The 17,099-nt window shown below is 70.3% G+C and carries 16 protein-coding genes and 1 pseudogene; all 17 read left to right on the forward strand.

Annotated elements, in window-relative coordinates; translation table 11 throughout:
• The first annotated feature begins 97 nt into the window (after nt 1-97).
• Entirely contained in the window at nt 98-2,764 is a 2,667-nt protein-coding gene (locus ACWV17_RS33185; protein ID WP_455362588.1) for a hypothetical protein, read from the forward strand.
• Between the two features lie 35 nt (nt 2,765-2,799).
• Nucleotides 2,800-3,912, forward strand: coding sequence for a C40 family peptidase (locus tag ACWV17_RS33190; protein WP_455362575.1), 1,113 nt, complete (start codon nt 2,800-2,802; stop codon nt 3,910-3,912).
• Nucleotides 3,909-4,562 carry a hypothetical protein gene (locus ACWV17_RS33195; protein WP_455362576.1) on the forward strand — a complete coding sequence of 218 codons (654 nt, stop codon included), beginning with the start codon at nt 3,909-3,911 and terminating at the stop codon, nt 4,560-4,562. The genes ACWV17_RS33190 and ACWV17_RS33195 overlap by 4 nt, the downstream gene beginning before the upstream one ends.
• Nucleotides 4,538-7,165: an ATP/GTP-binding protein gene (locus ACWV17_RS33200; RefSeq protein WP_455362577.1), complete on the forward strand. Its 2,628-nt coding sequence runs from the start codon at nt 4,538-4,540 to the stop codon at nt 7,163-7,165. Before ACWV17_RS33195 ends, ACWV17_RS33200 begins: the two co-directional genes overlap by 25 nt.
• Before the next feature lie 286 nt (nt 7,166-7,451).
• Nucleotides 7,452-7,790: a hypothetical protein gene (locus ACWV17_RS33205; RefSeq protein WP_455362578.1), complete on the forward strand. Its 339-nt coding sequence runs from the start codon at nt 7,452-7,454 to the stop codon at nt 7,788-7,790.
• Between the two features lie 184 nt (nt 7,791-7,974).
• Entirely contained in the window at nt 7,975-8,571 is a 597-nt protein-coding gene (locus ACWV17_RS33210) for a hypothetical protein (protein WP_455362579.1), read from the forward strand.
• Nucleotides 8,565-9,446: an ATP/GTP-binding protein gene (locus ACWV17_RS33215; RefSeq protein ID WP_455362580.1), complete on the forward strand. Its 882-nt coding sequence runs from the start codon at nt 8,565-8,567 to the stop codon at nt 9,444-9,446. The genes ACWV17_RS33210 and ACWV17_RS33215 overlap by 7 nt, the downstream gene beginning before the upstream one ends.
• 111 nt (nt 9,447-9,557) lie before the next feature.
• Nucleotides 9,558-10,175, forward strand: coding sequence for an SAF domain-containing protein (locus ACWV17_RS33220; RefSeq protein ID WP_455362589.1), 618 nt, complete (start codon nt 9,558-9,560; stop codon nt 10,173-10,175).
• Complete coding sequence (locus ACWV17_RS33225; protein ID WP_455362581.1) at nt 10,175-10,999, forward strand: hypothetical protein; 825 nt, start codon at nt 10,175-10,177, stop codon at nt 10,997-10,999. The genes ACWV17_RS33220 and ACWV17_RS33225 overlap by 1 nt, the downstream gene beginning before the upstream one ends.
• Nucleotides 10,989-12,488 (forward strand): CpaF family protein, encoded by a 1,500-nt coding sequence (locus ACWV17_RS33230; RefSeq protein ID WP_455362582.1) that lies wholly within the window; start codon nt 10,989-10,991, stop codon nt 12,486-12,488. The genes ACWV17_RS33225 and ACWV17_RS33230 overlap by 11 nt, the downstream gene beginning before the upstream one ends.
• The gene (locus ACWV17_RS33235) at nt 12,485-13,435 is read left to right on the forward strand and encodes a type II secretion system F family protein (protein WP_455362583.1); all 951 of its coding nucleotides are present in this window, start codon (nt 12,485-12,487) and stop codon (nt 13,433-13,435) included. The genes ACWV17_RS33230 and ACWV17_RS33235 overlap by 4 nt, the downstream gene beginning before the upstream one ends.
• Nucleotides 13,432-14,316, forward strand: a complete 885-nt coding sequence (locus ACWV17_RS33240; RefSeq protein WP_455362584.1) for a type II secretion system F family protein — start codon at nt 13,432-13,434, stop codon at nt 14,314-14,316. Before ACWV17_RS33235 ends, ACWV17_RS33240 begins: the two co-directional genes overlap by 4 nt.
• Nucleotides 14,317-14,359: 43 nt before the next feature.
• Complete coding sequence (locus ACWV17_RS33245) at nt 14,360-14,575, forward strand: hypothetical protein (protein ID WP_455362585.1); 216 nt, start codon at nt 14,360-14,362, stop codon at nt 14,573-14,575.
• Nucleotides 14,575-15,000 carry a TadE/TadG family type IV pilus assembly protein gene (locus tag ACWV17_RS33250; protein WP_455362586.1) on the forward strand — a complete coding sequence of 142 codons (426 nt, stop codon included), beginning with the start codon at nt 14,575-14,577 and terminating at the stop codon, nt 14,998-15,000. Before ACWV17_RS33245 ends, ACWV17_RS33250 begins: the two co-directional genes overlap by 1 nt.
• Before the next feature lie 14 nt (nt 15,001-15,014).
• Nucleotides 15,015-15,458 (forward strand): TadE/TadG family type IV pilus assembly protein, encoded by a 444-nt coding sequence (locus ACWV17_RS33255; protein ID WP_455362590.1) that lies wholly within the window; start codon nt 15,015-15,017, stop codon nt 15,456-15,458.
• Nucleotides 15,458-15,931, forward strand: coding sequence for a TadE/TadG family type IV pilus assembly protein (locus ACWV17_RS33260; RefSeq protein ID WP_455362587.1), 474 nt, complete (start codon nt 15,458-15,460; stop codon nt 15,929-15,931). Before ACWV17_RS33255 ends, ACWV17_RS33260 begins: the two co-directional genes overlap by 1 nt.
• A pseudogene (locus ACWV17_RS33265) lies at nt 15,928-17,099 on the forward strand (LysM peptidoglycan-binding domain-containing protein); the annotation flags it as partial. The gene ACWV17_RS33260 and the pseudogene ACWV17_RS33265, both read left to right, overlap by 4 nt.

Below are 17,099 nucleotides of genomic sequence, written 5' to 3' on the forward strand. Positions count from 1 at the left end.
GAGACCGAAGTGGCCTGACGTCTGGGGACGTTCGTCTGTACACAACTGGGGAGCTAAGGCCGTACGCCGACACCTGCTGCTCACCGGCGTGTTCGTCATGGTGAACAGCCAGGTCGTGTATGCGGCAAGCAGCGACAGCGAGGCCGGTGACCTCCTCACACCGTTGAACATCACCTCCTCCGAGGGGGTGCCGATCAACGGCTACGAGCTGAACTCCGAGGGCGGCTCCATCGTCAGCTTCAAGACGCAGTCCCTTGCCCTCGCCCTGTCCGGCCTTTTCACCCTCATCCGGCTGCTGGTCGGACTGGCCGGGTGGGCGATCGAGGTCGCCTTCCGGTTCCCGCTGCTCAAGATCCTGATCCGTCCGGCGCAGAAGGTCGCCGACGCCTACGACAACGTGGTCGTCGACACGCTCGGGCTGAAGGGGCTGCTGCTGGCCTGGGCGTTCGTGTTCGCCGGGTTCATGATCGTGCGCGGCCGCGTCGGCCGCGGTCTGGGCGAAATCTTCCTGACCCTGCTGATCGCTGCGTTCGCCGCGTCCGCGTTCGTCCGCCCCGACTACCTGCTCACCCAGGACGGCCCGCTGGGGCAGTCCCAGCAGGTGGCCGCCGAGGTCGCCAAGGAGAGCGTCAACTCCTACAACTGGGGCGGCAAGCTCGCCAGCCGTGGCCCCTGCGACGGCATGGCCGGCATGCAGGAGGTCAAGTGCCTGGAGCGGGAGAACGAAGCCCCTGTCTCCTCGACGGACGTGGCCCGCCCCCTCCAGGACTCGATCACCAACGCACTGATCGTCAAGCCCTACATGCTGCTGCAATACGGGCGCATCCTCGACCCGGCCAAGGACTCCGACCGCAAGGCGTACGCGATCCACCTGAAGTGGGTTGTTGGTGGCTACAAGGCGGATGCCGAGCCCTCGGAAGACCGCAAGGACGCTTGCAGCCTGATCATCGGCCCGGCCAAGAAGTACTGCGAGCGCGGCAGGAGTGACGACCTTCCCTCCCTCACCCCTGGCGGCGAACTGCTGGACGCCGTCACTCCGGTCGTCAGCGAAGAGGACCAGGAATTCGCCGCGTTCCTCGCCGACTTGAAGAAGGCGGGCCCGGTCGGCAAGTCGTGCGCCGCCTACGCGGAGAAGCCCACCTGGTGGCGGGTCGGCGGCACCGCCCTGCTGCTGATCGCCGCTCTGTTCATCTGCGGCATGCTCCTGTCCTCCGCGATCGTCCTGCTCGGCACCCAGGGCATCTGCGCGGCGGCCGCGGCCGCCGGCGGGGTCACCTTCATCGCCGGGATGCTGCCCGGGCCCGCCCGGCAGTCGGTGTGGAAGTGGCTGTCGGTGTGGGGGATCTCGATCCTGACGCTGGTCGGGGTCTGTGCCTTCGTGCCGTTCTTCGGCATCGCTGTGGACGCCACCATCACCAACGGCCCCGACCTGATGGTGGAACGGATCCTGCTAATCGACGTGCTGGCCATCGCGGGCGCGGCCGGGCACCGCAAACTGCTGACTGGCATCACCTCCTTCGGGCGGCGCATGGCCATGCGGATGCGCTACGCCAAGGTCGGCGGCACCCACATGCCGGGCGACACCAGCGAGCTCGGCGCCGCGCTTGCGATGAACTCCCCCGCCGCGATGGGCGGATACGGCGGCGGGCTGCGCGCCTTCACCGGAAGTGGTGGCCGGTACGGGATGCTCGGCACCCGCCAGCGGCTGATGGGCGCGCTCACCTCCTTGTTCGACGGCGCGGGCATGCCCGTGGACACCGGCGGAATCCTCGCCGATGCCACCGCCGAAGCCGGACGCGGTCTCGCCCCGCTCACCGCGGCCGCGGCCGTGGGCGGGCTGGGCGCACGGCTCGGCGGGAAGGGGGCGCACTGGCTGCTGATCGGCCGCCGGCCGGACAAGGAGCAGTTGGCCAAGTGGCGCAAGCCCACCGCCGAAGGCGACCCGCACACTGGCGGATCGGACGACGGTCAGGGCGGTGCGGGCGGCGGCGGGCCGCGCAGGCCCGGAGGCCCGCCCGACCGGTACCGCAACGACGACGGCCAGATCGTCGACCGCAACTCCGGTCAGGTGCTGCACGACCAGAACACCGACCGCACCCTGCTGTCCACGCGCGCCCACAACCGGCTGGTCCGCTTCCGCGGCTACCGCATCCTCAACCGGGGCGGTCGGGCCGCCTACGGGACCACGGTCGGTCTGCCGGCCAACGTCCGCCGGGCCCGGCCGGGGGGCTCGCGCTACTCCCAGGACGCCCGTCAGCAGGTGCGGGTGTGGGGCAACACCGTGCGCGAAGACGGCCGGGCCTGGGGTGGCACGGGCCGTCACGTCTCCCGTGTCCTGCGGGAGCACACCGCCGACAGCGGCGGGACGGGTCCGTTCGTCAGCCGCCGCCTGCCGACCGCCACATCGGCGGCCGCGACCACCCGTCCGGCTGCTCCGCCACGCCCTGCCAGGTCCGGCGGCTCCTCGGGCCGTACGGGCCCGACCTCCGCGCGGCCCAGTGCACCAGTCTCTGGCACCGGGGGCCCCGCAGTAGCGCCGCCTGCTCCGGCACCGCCCCCGCGGCGGGGAGGCGGTGCACCGCGGCCTCCGGCGAGCGGCAGGCCTGACGGGCCGGTACTTCCCGGGGTCGGGAGCGCGCGCAGCAGGACGCGCGACGAGGCGCGGGCCCGGATGCAGGAGCTGATGCGGCGGACCGCGCCCGAGGCCGAGCGGCTGCGCCAGGAGCGTGCCCGGCGGCGGGACGAGGACGGTGAGGACGAGTGAGGCCGTCCGGGCGCCGCGTCCGGCGGTGGGGATGCATGGTGGCGCTGCTGATGTTCGCCGCCGTGTGCTGTGCAGCGCCGGTGTCGAACGCGATCAGCGCGTATGTGGCGCTGCAGACGGGTGCGAGTGACGACGGCGGGATCGCCGAGGGCGGCACCGCCGCGGACATCCCGCCGCGCATGTTCACCGCCTACAAGAAGGCGGTCCAGCAGGTCGGCCGGCATGTGCCCAAGTGCCGGGGCATGCGCTGGCTGATCCTGGCCGGGATCGCCAAGGTCGAGTCCAACCACGCCGTGGGCCGGAACATCGCCGACAACGGCGACATCCGCCCGAAGATCTATGGGGTGCTCCTCAACGGCTCCGGGGCGGGCGGCAACACCAGCGTCTTCCCGGACACCGACAACGGCCGCTGGGACGGCACCGCGAACGGGGAGCGCGCCGTCGGCCCGTTACAGTTCTTGCCCTCCACCTGGGAGGGCGTCGGGAAAGACCTCAACGGGGACAAGGCTGCCGACCCGCACAACGCCGACGACGCCGCCCTCGGCGCCGGCATCTACCTGTGCGGCAACGGCCGTGATCTGACGAAGCGTTCCCAGCTCAAGGCCGCGATCCTGCAGTACAACCACTCAAACGAATACGTCTCGAACGTGCTGGGCTGGATCGACCAGTACACGGCGGCCGCCAAGGACCCGGACCTGAAAAACGTGTCGGGGAAGGTGCGCGCCGTGATCGAGGCGGCGCTCTCCCAGCGAGGTGTGCCCTATTCCTGGGGCGGCGGCAACGCGAGCGGCAGGTCCTATGGGATCTGCTGCTCCCCCAGTGGCAAGAGCGGCGCGACCATCAAGGGCTTCGACTGCTCGGGGCTGACCACCTACGCGTACGCCAAGGCCGGCATCCGCCTGCCGCGCACCGCGGCGGCCCAGGCCCGTGTCGGGCAGCGGATCCCCGCCAGTCTCGGCACCAGCGCACTCAAGGCGGGTGACCTCGTCTTCTACGCCTACGCCCCGGGTCGGGATTCGACGATCTATCACGTCGGCATCTACGTCGGCAGCGGGCAGATGATCAACGCTGCCCGCCCGGGCACCGTCGTACGGCTGGACGCGGTCAACGCGATGTCCGGTTTTGCGGGAGGGGCGCGGCTGCTATGACGACGCCTTCGCCGCGCTCGCCGCGCCTGCTGCTGATCGCCACCCTGGTCCTGGCCGTGGCCGGGGTCGTACTGCTGGCTCTGCCACCCCGGCCCAGCGCATCCGCTTCCCCAACGCCGCCGCCCGGGGCCGCGTCCGCAGCCCGCGCCTCAGACTCTCTCGCCAGCGGGCACCGTGCGGCAAGCCGCGCGCCCACATCGGACACGTCGGCCGCTACGCCGACCAAGTCGGCCATCGCTTCAGCGCTGCCGCCGCACGGCGAGGGCGTGGCCGGTGATCGGTTCATCCAACAGGCCCTGGAAGCCGCCTGGCCCGCGGACCTTGCCGCCGAAGACGAGCGGCATCTGCGCGCCGTCGGCCGTGAGCTGCTGCGAGCGGACGCCACCGGTATCGGCCGCGAAACGTGGCCGACAGTCTTCGGCGACCGGGATCAGGCGGTCGCCCCGGCGTTCGCCACCGCCCGCTTCCGCGTCCAGGCCATCATCGCCCGCCGCGACGGTGCGGCTGACCGGGCGGTGGTGCACCTGGTGTGGGCGGGCACCGACCGCGGCGGCACCTACACCGACGGCCGCATCACCGACCTCCACTTCACCCGTACGACTTCTAAGAAGGAAGGAGAACCCACGTGGACTCCGCAGCCCCGCACGTGACCGACCGGGCCGATGACACGGCGGCCGGTCAGGTACTCGGCCTACTGGCCAACCTGGTCAACGCCGCCGACTGGCTCTACGACCACTGGTACCTGCTCGCCCTGGCCATTGCTGTGACCTGGGGCGTCGGCGAGATCATCGTACGTCGGCTCGCAGCACACGCCTCGGCCGAGCGGATGGCCCTGGAGCTGGTGTCCAACCGGCACTTCGCCCCGAGCATGGAGGAGATCTTCCGCCGCGGCGTACAGCTCGCCCGCGCGTCCACGTCCATGCCCTGGTGGGCGCCCCGCAGGGCGAAGGCCGTGCAGATCCGGCTGCGCGCGGACGGCTCCAGCCCGCTGCGCTACCGCATCGAAGGCCCGGCCGGCGGCCAACGCCTTTTGTCTATCACCCCGTTCGGGCCGGACGTCACCGTCAACCGTGCCCGGCCGATCGTCGACGAGCCGCGCCAGCACACCGTGCGGGCTGAGTTCATCCTGCGTGGCAAGCCCACCGCTCCCTTGCGGGAGGTGCCCCTCACCCCCGACCCGCTCCAGCCGCTCGTCGACGCCGTGTCCGACCTGCGCGCCGAGGTCGGCGACCTCGCCGAGATCCGGCTCGACATCCAGCGGGCCCCCAAATGGGCGCTGCGGGCGCGCCGCCTGCAACTGATGGGTGCCGCCCGCCGGTCCGAACGTCGGGAGGCCCAGCGGGCCGCCCGCTGGCTGCGGCAGGACGCCAGCGGCATCGAGGACTCGATGGGCTGGCAGCTGCAGCAGATGCTCAGCGACAAGCCCAGCTCGGGCGCCGGACGGCGGCTGCTCATGCCGCCAGTACCCCGCCGGGTCGAGCCGGCCGAGGCGCTGGGCAAGCTCGCCGACGACGACCACCTCGTCCGGGTCCAGCTGCTCGTGATGTGTGCCTCGAACACCGAGGGCCGCGCCCAGGCACGGCTCGCCCAACTCCAGGCCGCCTTCGACGTGTTCGGCGGCCGCTCACGGTGGGCCATGCGCGGATGGCGCCTGGGACCGTGGCGGGTGGGCGCCGACCACTGGCCGACGCGTCACGGCTTCGAGCGCCGCTGGAATCTGGGGCACTGCCAGCCGCCCCGCGCCAACTGGGTCCGGCTGGAGGAACTGACCGGCCTGCTCAAGCCCCCCACTACGCACTGCCGTTTGCCCGTGCTCGCCAGTGACCTGCCGACCTTCGTATTCGGTGAGCCGGAGCTGCTGCTGCAGGGCATCTACCGGGGCCCGGACGGCCGGGAACGCCTGGTCGCCACCTACGCCGAGGAGACCCTGTTCGAAGTCGGGGTGGGCAAGGCCGGCGGCGGCAAGACGGAACGCGCGCTGGCACAGGCGATCGGCTGGGCGCATGCCGGTGGCGGGCTGCTGTTCCTCGACCCGCACCGTGACTCCTGGCCGCGCGCCACCACGTTCCTCGCGCACGAGACCCTCATGCGGCGCATCGCGCTGATCGACCTCAACGGCCTCGGCCCCTCCCCGCGGGTGAGTTCGTGGAATCCGCTCGGCATGCACCAGGGCCAGGCGGCCCACGAGGTCGTCGAGGCAATCACCGACGCCTACGCCTCCGCACTGGGCTGGGACGACATGACCGCGCCGCGCGCGATCACCATCCTGACCGCCGCTCTGGCCGTCCTGGTCGCCATCAACGAGGCCGCCTGCCAGGCCGGCCGTCCCGAGGACCAGTCCACGATCTTCCACATGCGGGCACTGCTCTCCGATGCAACGTTCCGCCGGTCGGCGCTCGCCGCGGTGACGGGCCGCCTGGATGAGGAGACCCGCGCCTGGTGGCAGGTGGTGTTCCCAACTTTGCCGCCCGACGCGTTCGCTGTAGTCCTCAACCCGATCGCCCGGCTGGCCGCCAACCCGGTCACCCGTGCATTCCTCGGCCAGCCGGTCGGCGTCTACAACATCCGCGCGGCGATGGACTCCCGGATGATCGTGTGGGTGTGCCCGGGCGGCAACGGTCCCACCGACCGGCTAGTGACCGCGCTGCTCGCCCGCGATCTGCTGCGGGCTGTGCGCTCGCGCCGCGATACCCCGGAGGAGAAGCGGGTGCCGTTCCGCCCGTACTTCGACGAGCTGATCACGCTGACGGGTGCCGCGCCGGAGACTATCGCCGCCATGTTCGAGGACTTCCGTAAGTACAAGTGCCAGGTCCACGGCATGACGCAGCTGTTGGCCCGCCTTCCCACGCCGGTGCGGCTGTCCCTGGTGCAGAACGCGTCCACGCTGGCCACCACGGCAGGGTCGAAGTCCGCGATCGCGCCGATCACCGCGGAGTGGGGCGACAACCCCAGCCCTGACCGGGTCGCCACCATGGAGCGGTTCGAGCACTACGTCTCCATGAACGTGCACGGGCGTCGGGTCGGCCCGGTGCAGCTGCGCGGGCCCCATCTCGACGCGGTCTTCGCCGGTCAGGCACGCCCTCGGCAGGTCCCCGCGCTGGAGCAGGCCGCCCTCGCGAACGCCGGAGCACTCCCCCTTGACCAGCTCACCGACCGCGCCGCCGAACAGTTCGGCCGCGTCGCCGCGTTCCTCGCCGAGCACTCCTCTGCCGGCGCCGCCCCGGTACCTCTGTCGAAGGAGGTGTACGAGTGACTGCTTGCCCAGCCGCAGGACCGATCGAGCTGCGCCGCGACCGGCGAGCCCGGCCCTGGACCGAGCTGTGACTCCCCCTGCCCCCGAGAACGCTTGATATTTGCTCACGCGAACCAGTAACTTGCTACTGCATAATGGGGCGCGAGACCGAATACGCCCTGCGTGCACAGAACTTAGGGGATGCCAGATGACACTAGCTACTGGCGAAGTTCGCAGCACCGAAGAGTTCACCGAAGGCGTGTGGCCCGTCCGCACGCGGGCCGTCTCGTACGTCGGGAGCGCCTGCGTGGTCGAGGGGATCGAAGACTTCGACTTGGACGACCTGAACCTGGTGCGCCGTCAGTTCCCGGGCCGGCACGTGACGCTCGACGGCGATGTGATCACCGTATGGCCGAAACCCCTCCCGCCTGAGCGGCGAGAGGACTCCTTCTCCATGGCCGGGATGAGCCATTCCGTCACACCCGACTCACGGAGGCCGGCCGCCGGAGGTGCCGACGGTCGAGATCTCGCCGCCTCACAGAGCGGACTCACAGGGTCCGTGCGGCGCGACGAACAAGCCGGATCGTGTACTGGCGGGACGAGCGAATACACACAACTACAAATCGACATCCGGTTCCGAAAGTGACCGGATGCATCCCGAGTTGTAAGAGTGAACTCGATTATCAAGCTGGGAAGTTGACTGGCATATGCGTAATCTTGCGGCTACGCAAACGGATCACCGCACCTGGACCAGGCCGCGGAAGCTGGACCGCCGTCCGTCGGCGGCTCAGGCAACGGTCATGTCACACCGCGCCGTACGGGGAGGCATCGTGAAACGCCGCGCACACCATTCCACTGTTCACTTCCGAAAGGCCGCCGCCGTGTCCCTCACGCTGTGCGCCGCGCTCGCCCTGACCGCGTGCAGCTCATCCGACGGGAAGGATGAGCCGAGCGACGAGTCCCCGACGGTCACCAAGTCTCCGACGGCTTCTGCCACTACAGATCCGAAGGAGATTGCGAAGAAGGAAGCGATCACAGCGTACCGGGCCTATTGGCAGGAGATGGAAAAGCTCTACGCCGACCCTACGGGCAAGAGCGCCCATCTTGATCAGTACGCCGCATCCGCCGCCTTGAAGAACGCTGAGGCAGACGCCAAGAGCACCCATGACCGCGGCCTCATCAACACCGGCGAGGTCGCCGTCACCGACCAGGCCGTCACCAAGGTCGACACCTCGGGCAAGATCCCGAATGCGACCGTCTCCAGCTGCCTGGACATCTCACGTTGGCAGACCCTCCATGCCGAAACCAAGAAGCCGGTGACCCTCCCGGACAACCGGCTGACGAAGTACGTGATCGTCAGCACTGTCGAGAAGTATCCGGAAGGGTGGCGCGTCACCCGCGACGAGCCCCAGGGGAAGTCGTGCTGACCCGCCGCATCGTCGTCACCGCGGCGACCGTTCTGGCCGCGCTCGCCGCCCCTGTCAACAGCTACGCGGAAGATGACCCCAAGGGGGGTGGCGGCATCCATTGCGGCCGGTACACCTGCGAGGTCGAGGTCGACGTCCCCGGGCAGGCCGGTGGACAAGAAAGCGGCAACGGCAGCACCGGCGGATCGGGCGGAGGCGGTGGCTCGGCCGGCGGTGACGGCGAGTCCGCGGATGTCTGCACCTACAAGCTCGCAGACCCGCAGCCGCCCGCCGGGAGCCTGGACTGGGAAGGCCACACGCCCGGCGACGGGGCCGTGTACGAACAGAGCTGCACGCGGGACGGAGGGGACTTCACCATTACTCGGATGGTGTGGCTGGCCGACCCTCCCGAGCAAGAGACCGTCGACCCGGCTGTCTTGGCGCAGCGCGCGGTCGATTCCATGACGCTGCTCGGCCCGGACATCGCCAGCCCGAAGGCGGCCGGGAAGTACACCGTGGGTGTCCCGATGTGGATGTGGGTCAACCAGAGCGCCACGACCTTCGGACCCAACACCGCGTCGGCCTCGGCGGGCGGGATAACCGTCACCGCGACCGCGAAGGTCTCCAAGATCGTGTGGCAGATGGGCGACGGATCCACCGTGACGTGCAACGGCCCGGGCACGCCGTACCAGGCGTCCGAGGGCATGGTCCAGTCACCGACCTGCGGACACGTGTATTCCAAGACCTCAGCTGGTGCCCAGAGCGGCAAGTACCTGGTCACCGCGACCTCGACGTGGACGATCGACTGGCAGGGCGGCGGAGCGGCTGGCCAGCTCACCGAGATCCGGCAGACCAACGTGCAGGTGGCGATCGGCGAGCTGCAGGTCGTCAGGTAACGCCGCCGGAAGGACAGAACGTTGAGCAAGACTCAAGAACGTGTAGACGCAGCCAGCCCCAACGGAGTCCCCCAGCAGGGACGTGTAGCCGGACCGGTGGCTCCCCCACGGGTGTCGGCCCGCAGGCGCCGGCCGGGTGTCATTGCCCTGTCGCTAGCACTGATCGCCGCTGGAGGAGCCGGTGTTGCCGTGCTGCTGCTGCAGGTCGGTAACCGCACCGACGTGGTGACCGTGGTCCGCGACGTCCAGGTCGGTCAGGTCCTCACCGAGGACGACCTGGGCAAGGCCTCCATCGCCCTGGACCCGGCCGTCAAGGCGGTGCGCAGCGACGACCTGGACTCGGTGGTGGGCAAGCGGGCCGCCGTGGAGCTCAAGCCCGGATCGCTCCTCGCCCCGTCGCAGGTGACGAAGGACTCGCTGGTCAAGGCTGGCGAGCACTTGGTGCCGATCGGGCTTGAGCCCAAGCAGATCCCGGCCACCGCGCTGGTGCCGGGCCAGAAGGTACAGCTGGTCCACGTCCCGGCCCAGGGTGCGACGGACACCGGCAAGACGTCCGACGCCGCGCCGCAGACCATCGACGGACGGGTCGTGAAGGCCTCCAGCGCCGCCCCCGGCACCGGGATCGTGGTCGTCGACGTCGCCACATCCGCCGCTGACGGCCCCACCGCCGCCGCCTGGGTGTCGGCCGGCACCTTGCGCCTGGTCCTCGCCGCTCCGGACGGTAACTGATGGCTGTCATCGCGCTGGCCGGCTGCAGTGGCGCGCCCGGTGTGACCACGAGCGCGCTCGTTTTGCTGCTGTCGTGGCCGCTGGAGCCGGGCCGGAGGATGGTCCTGGCCGAGTGCGACCCGGACGGCGGGGCTGTGCTGCACGGGCTGTTGCAGGGCACGCTCGGCGACCGGTACGGGCTGCGGAACCTCTCGGTCGCCGCCCGCCAGGGTGACCTCGGCGACGCGTTTTGGCGTCAGCTGATCGACCTGGGCAGCGAGGAGGGCAAGAAGGAGTCGCCGCGCGACCGGCTCCTTCTGCCGGGCATCACGGACCCCGCGCAGGCGGCGAGCCTGGGGTCGGTGTGGAAGGCCCTGGGTGTCATCTTCCGCGGCATCGAGGCCGAGCACGGCCACGACGTCCTGATCGACCTCGGCCGCCGGGGGGCCTTCGGTCCGTCCGGTGTGCTGGCCGAGCAGGCCGACGCCGTGTTCGTGGTGGTGCGCAACACGCTGCGCTGCCTGCAGGCGGCCGAGGGCCGGGTGCGCGCGCTGGAGGAGCGGGTCGGTGACGTAGGCGTGCTGATGATCAACGAGGGTCCGTACCCCGCGGGCGAGGTGCAGCGGGTGCTGCAGGTGCCGGTGGTGGCGACACTGCCGTACGCGCCGAAGGACGCCCGCGTGCTGTCCGACGGTACCGAGCAGCCGCGCCACTTCACCAAGTCCGCGCTGATGAAGGCAGCCAGGACGGGCAGCACCCTGCTGGTCCAGCGGGCCGCGATGCGCCGGGCCCGCCTCGATCCGAGCACGTTTGCCGCAGGCGGGGAGGTAACCCGTGCGCGGTAGGCCCTTGCATACCGATCCCATCGTGGCTTCGCCGCCCGGCCGCCCCCGGCAGGCGTGGCCCCACCAGGCGAACGGCGCACCTGCCCCTGCCGGTGCTGCCTCGAGTACGCACGCGCTCGGCACCGCCACGCCTCAGGTCACCGTCGATTACAAGGTGGCCCGGCACATCGCCGGCCAGGTCGCCAAGCAGCGCGAGGAGTTGCTGAAGACGACGCCTGAGATGGATCGGGCCAGCGAAGAGCAGCGCTGCCTGGACTGGATCAACGAGGCGGTCGCGCTGTGGTCGGACGCAGCGGCGATGGCGCCGCAGGAAGACGAAGCACTGCGGCGTGCCGTCTATGACCTTCTCTTTCGGGCCGGCAGGTTGCAGCCGTACCTGGACGATGAGCGGGTCGAGGACATCATTATCCAGGGCCCGGACGAGGTGTGGCTCGACTACGGCGACGGCGAGCGCCGGATGGTCGGGCCGATCGCGGAGTCGGAAGAGGAACTGCTGGAGCTGCTGCGGGAGTTAGCCCGGGGGTCCGGGCATAACGAGCGCACCATCTCCACCGCGAACCCGACTCTCGCCCTGTCCCTGCAGGACGGCTCCCGCCTTCAGGCGATCACTGGGCTGGGTCCGATGACCTATGCGGTCATCCGTCGGCACCGAGTCTCTCACGCCGATCTCGACGACCTCGTGCGGCTGGGCACGATCGACCCGATCCTGCGCGACTTCCTCGGTGCGTGCGTGCGCGCGGAGAAGAACATCATGATCGCGGGGAAGCAGAAGGCCGGGAAGACCACACTGCTGCGGGCGATGCTCAAGGAGTTCGACCCGGAGTGCCGGTTCGCGACCATCCAGACCGAGGACGAACTGTTCGCCCACGCCAACGGCTACCACCGGCAGGTCGTCTCCCTGGTGGGCCGTGAGTCCAACGGGGAGAAGGACGTCACAGGACGGGGCGCCGGCGAGGTCACGCTGCTGGACCTGATGCATCCGGCGCTGCGGATGTCGCTGGAGCGGATCGTGGTCGGCGAGGTCCGCGGCCCGGAAGTCGTCGCCATGATGCAGGCGTTGACGAACGGCTCGGGCGGCAACCTGTGCACGATCCACGCTAGAAGGCCCGACATCATCTTCGACCGGATCGCCGAGCTGTACGCGCTCGCTCAGGACAACCTGTCCGAGCAGCTCGCCTACCGGCAGACCGCCAACGGCCTGGACTTCATCGTGTACGTCGACATGACCGATGAGACGCAGATCGGCGGCCGCCGTCACCGCTACGTCTCCCACGTCCTGGAGCTGACCGGGATCGGCGAGAACGGCCGTCCCGCCACCAATACGGTCTTCTCCCCCGGTGCCGAGTTCGGCAATCTGCGCGCGGTGCCGCGGATGGACCCGGGCTGTATCGACGACCTGCGTCGCGTCGGCTTCGACTCCGCCCTGCTGCAGCAGCCCTACGGGGCTTGGCAGGCGCCGCTGCCGCTGAAGGTGGGGGTGAGCCGATGACCCTGTTGTGGGGGTTCTTGAGCGGCATGGCCGTCATCGGCGGGCTGATCGGCGTCGTGACAGGTCTCGTTGGCACGACGGCGCCGCGCCGGGCCCCGCTGCGGCAGCGGTGGCAGGCCCTGCGCGCCCAGAAGGACCAGGGCGAGGACGTCCGGCTGCGCCGGCGGACCCTCGCGGCCTTGGCTGTCGTGGTCTTCGCGGGTGTGTGGCTGGTCTCGGGGAACTTCGTGGGCGGTGCGCTGCTGGGCGCGGCCGTGATCGGCGTGCCCTGGCTGATCAGCCCGGCGCAGTTGGCGCAGGAACGCATCGGCCAGCTGGAGGCCCTCAGCGAGTGGACTCAGCGGCTGGCCGGTCTGCTCCGGCTGGGCATGGGTCTGGAACAGGCGATGGTCACCAGCCGTCAGGGGGCCCCGGAGGAGCTTGCCCCGCAGATCATCAATCTGTCCGACCGGCTGCGTCTGGGCTGGCGGCCGGAGGGAGCGCTCCGCGCGTTCGCGGATGAACTGGACGATGTGACCGCGGACAAGGTGGTTGCCGCGCTCATCCTGTCCGTCAACGACCGCGGCCCGGGCCTGGCCCAGGCGCTGGAGGACCTGGCGGGAACGGTCCGCGACGAGGTCGCCAAGAAGCGCGCCATCGAGGCGGACCGGGCGAAGCCGCGGACCACAGTGCGGTGGATGACCATCATCACGGTGGGCGTCGTGGTGGCCGGGTTCTTCGTGCCGTCCTACACCAAGCCCTACTCCACGCTGCTGGGTCAGCTCGTGCTCGCCTTCCTGACGGCCGGGTTCATCGGAGTGCTCGCCCTGATGCGTCAGCTGGGTGCCTTCCGCCGCATCCCGCGCTTCCTGACCACCGACCCGTCCAGCACAGTCCGGCTGCCCGCGCCCGCGACGGAGCCGAACATGCCGGTCGCCGGCCGTGAGCCGGAAGGAGTCACCTCGTGAACCTGTTTCCCGTGGTCCTGACCGGTGGCACGGTAGGCGCCGGCCTCGCGCTGCTGGTGCGGGAACTGCTACGCCCTCAACCCGCGTTGGGGCCAGCCCTGCAGCGCAGTGCCCCGGCCACCTTGACCATGCCCGAGCCGGAGTTGGACCGCGAGGAGGTGTGGGGCCGGTGGCTGCTGGCCCGCCTCGAGCGCCTGCCCGGGGTGCGGATCCCCACCACCAACCTGGCCCTGCTCGGGCAGGGGCCGGGCCAGTTCATGCTGAAGAAGACCGCGCTCGCCGCGCTGGGCCTGCTCTGCCCGGTGATCGCGACGATTCCGTGGATCATCGCGGGCGTCTCCCTGCCGTTCTACGTGCCCGCCGGCGTCGGACTCCTCATCGCGGGACTGCTGTTCATCACACCGGATCTCGCCGTGCGCGACCAGGCCAAGCGGGCCCGGGAGGAGTTCGCGCACGCCCTGTCCGCCTACCTGGACCTGGTCGCGCTCAAGCGGGCCGCCGACGCCGGCCCCGCCGAGGCACTGGAGAAGGCCGCCGAGGTCGGCCGCGGCTGGCCCTTCCTGTTTCTGCAGGGCGCCCTGCGCCGGGCCCGGATGGAAAAGATCCCGCCCTATCAAGCGCTGACCGAACTCGCCGCCGAGTACGACCTGCCCGTCCTGGACGACGTCGCCGACATCATGCGGGGCTCGGCCACCGACGGCGCCGCCGTCTACAAGGCGCTACGTGCCCGTACCACAGCGCTCAACTCCGAACTGCTGGCCGATCAGGCCGCGGAGGCCAATGCCGCCAGCGAGAAGATGACCGCCCCCGGCGCCTTGTTGGCCGTCTTGGTGATGCTGCTGATGGCGTTCCCCGCGGTCATCCGCATGTTCACCGTCTAAGCCCATCCCGAGTCGCTGAACCTCTGAAGGAGCAAGGAGCATCATGAAGCACACCGCAGCCCGCACCTACCGTGCGGTGCACTGGGCGACCACGCGTCTGCAGGAGGGCCTGGAGGAGGCCAAGCGCCGGCCGGACCGCGGCGACATCAGCACCACCACCGTCATCATCTGGGTGGCTGCCGTCACCGGCGCCGTACTGATCGCCGGGACCATCGCCGTCGTGGTCGCCAAGTACAACGGAAGGCTCTCCGGCCTGTGATGTCTTCTCCGGAGCGGCTGAAGGACTGGTGGCAGGGGCGAAGATGGCGCGGCGACCGCGGTGACACCTCCATCCAGATGGCGATCATCTTCCCGTTCGTGCTGCTCGCCACGGTGGCCGTCATCCAGGCCTCCATGTGGTACTACGCACGGCAGATCGCGCTGACCGCTGCCCGCGAGGGCCTCACCGCGGCCCGCGCCTACCAGTCGAGCCCGGCCGACGGTTCGGCCCAGGCCCGGGACGTGCTGGGGCGCGTCGCGGGTGACAGCCTGCGCGGCTACAGCGTCGTGGCCAGCAGCGACGGGCAGCGTGTGCGGGTGCAGGTCTCCGGTACGGCCATGTCGATGATTCCGGGGGTGTCGGGCCTGCAGGTCACCCAGTCGGCGTCCGGCCCGGTGGAGCGCTGGACGGTTCCGGGAGGGTGAACCACGTGCGATACATGGTCCGTTGGGCTCGCAGACTTCGCAGCGATGACGGCAGTGCCGCGATCGAGGCGGCCATTGTCGTCCCGTCGCTGATCATGTTCCTGTGTCTGGCGATCGCCGGCGGCCGGATCGTCACCTCTGGCTCGAAGATCGACTCTGCGGCCGAGGATGCGGCCCGGGAGGCCTCCATTCACCGCACTGCAGGCGCCGCCCAGGGCGCCGCGCACGCGGCGGCCGCCGAGTCCCTGAACGACCAGGGCATCACGTGCGCCTCCACCAGCGTCAGCGTCAACACCGGCGGCCTGAGCGTGCCGGTGGGCCAGGTCGGCACGGTCACGGTGACCGTGACCTGCACGGTCAACTTGTCGGACCTGCTGCTGCCGGGCGTGCCAGGCGCCCGGACACTCACGTCGACGGCGACCTCGGTAGTGGATCAGTACAGACAGCGAGGCGACTGATGATCTTCCGGCAGATGCGGCTGAGCCGGGCACGGTGGGATGACCGGGGAGGCGTCACCGTGTTCGTCGCCGTGTGCGTCATCGCGCTGATCGGCATCATCGGCGTCGCAGTGGACGGCGGCAGCAAGATGCGCGCCACCGAGCGCGCCGACTACATCGCCGGCGAGGCCGCCCGGGCAGGCGGGCAGGCCATCGACCCCGCCGAGGCCATCAGCGGCAACGCGATCGTCGTCAATCCACAGGACGCCCAGACCGCAGCCCAGGCCTACCTGCGCTCCGCCGGCGCCACCGGCACGGTCAGCGTGTCCGGCGACGGCAAAACCCTCACCGTCACCGTCACCGGCACCTACGACACGAAATTCCTGTCGGCCGTCGGGATCGGCACGTTGTCCGTGACCGGCCCGCGCTGTTCGAGGCCAGCGAGGGCAAGCCGCAGCCGGACGGCCTGCCCGAGATCACCGACCCGGATGTGATCTACGCCGGGCAGCAGGTCACTGTGCCCGGCGCTCAGCCCGACCAGCACACGCCGCCACAAGACAGCGACCACGGCGACGAGACGGACAACCAGGAGACCAGTCCCCCGGCCACGCAGAAGCCAGATGGGGAGCAGAAGCCGGGCAATGACACGGGGGATGCGCAGGCGCCGGGCCAGAGCACGGCGCCCGCGCCACAATCGTCGGCCCCCAGCACACCGAGCAGCCGCCCCGCCCAGCAGCCCGGGCAGGAGCAGGGCTCTCCTTCCGCGACGGCCTCCGCGACGCCCCAGCCCAGCACCAGCGCTTCCCCCTCTGCCGCCTCGCCGTCGGCGGAGCCGTCCGGTTCCGCTGCCTCCTCCCCCGCCGTCACGGCGTCCGAGACGCCGGCGTCGGCTCCAGCTGGCAGCCCGCTGAACCTGCGCACCGTTCTGGGCGCCGGCGCGCTGCTAGCCGCCGCCATCACCGGTGCTCTCGCGCTGCGCAGGACGCTGCAGCGCCGGCGCCGCAAGCCGGGCGAGAAGATCGCCATCTCGCCTGAGACCTCTCCGGCAGAGGCCCAGTTGGCGGCGGCCGCCGAACCGGGCGGTGCAGTCCGCCTGGACGTGGCCCTGCGGACCATGGCCCACCAGATGGCCCAGCAAGAGGACACTGCGGACCTGCCGCCGCTGCGGGCCGCACGAATCAGTGCCCGCACCGTGGAGGTGCTTCCCGAGGACCTCGCCCAGGGTCCGCAGGCGCCCTTCGACTCCGGGAAGGGCGGATGGTGGGTCCTGGCCGCCGACGCCGCCCTCCTGGACGAGGAGACCGCCCGCGAGGTACCGGCACCGTATCCGGGGCTGGTCACGATCGGCAGCGCGGAAGGGGGTGACCTGCTGCTGCTCAACCTCGCCCGCGTGCCCGCTGTGCTGCTGGACGGCAACCCGGTCCACATCACCGAAATGTGCACCTCGCTCGCCCTGGAGCTCGGGATGAGCCCGTGGGCGAGCGAAGTCGAAGTCGTCACGGTGGGCTTCGGTGAGGACCTGCCGCAACTGCTGCCCACCGCACGGATCGCCCACATGCGCCACGCCACCCACGCGCTGCGTGATCTGTCGGCGTACGGCCTTAGCTCCCCAGTTGTGTACAGACGAACGTCCCCAGACGTCAGGCCACTTCGGTCTCTCGC

Source organism: Streptomyces mabaensis (assembly GCF_053763515.1).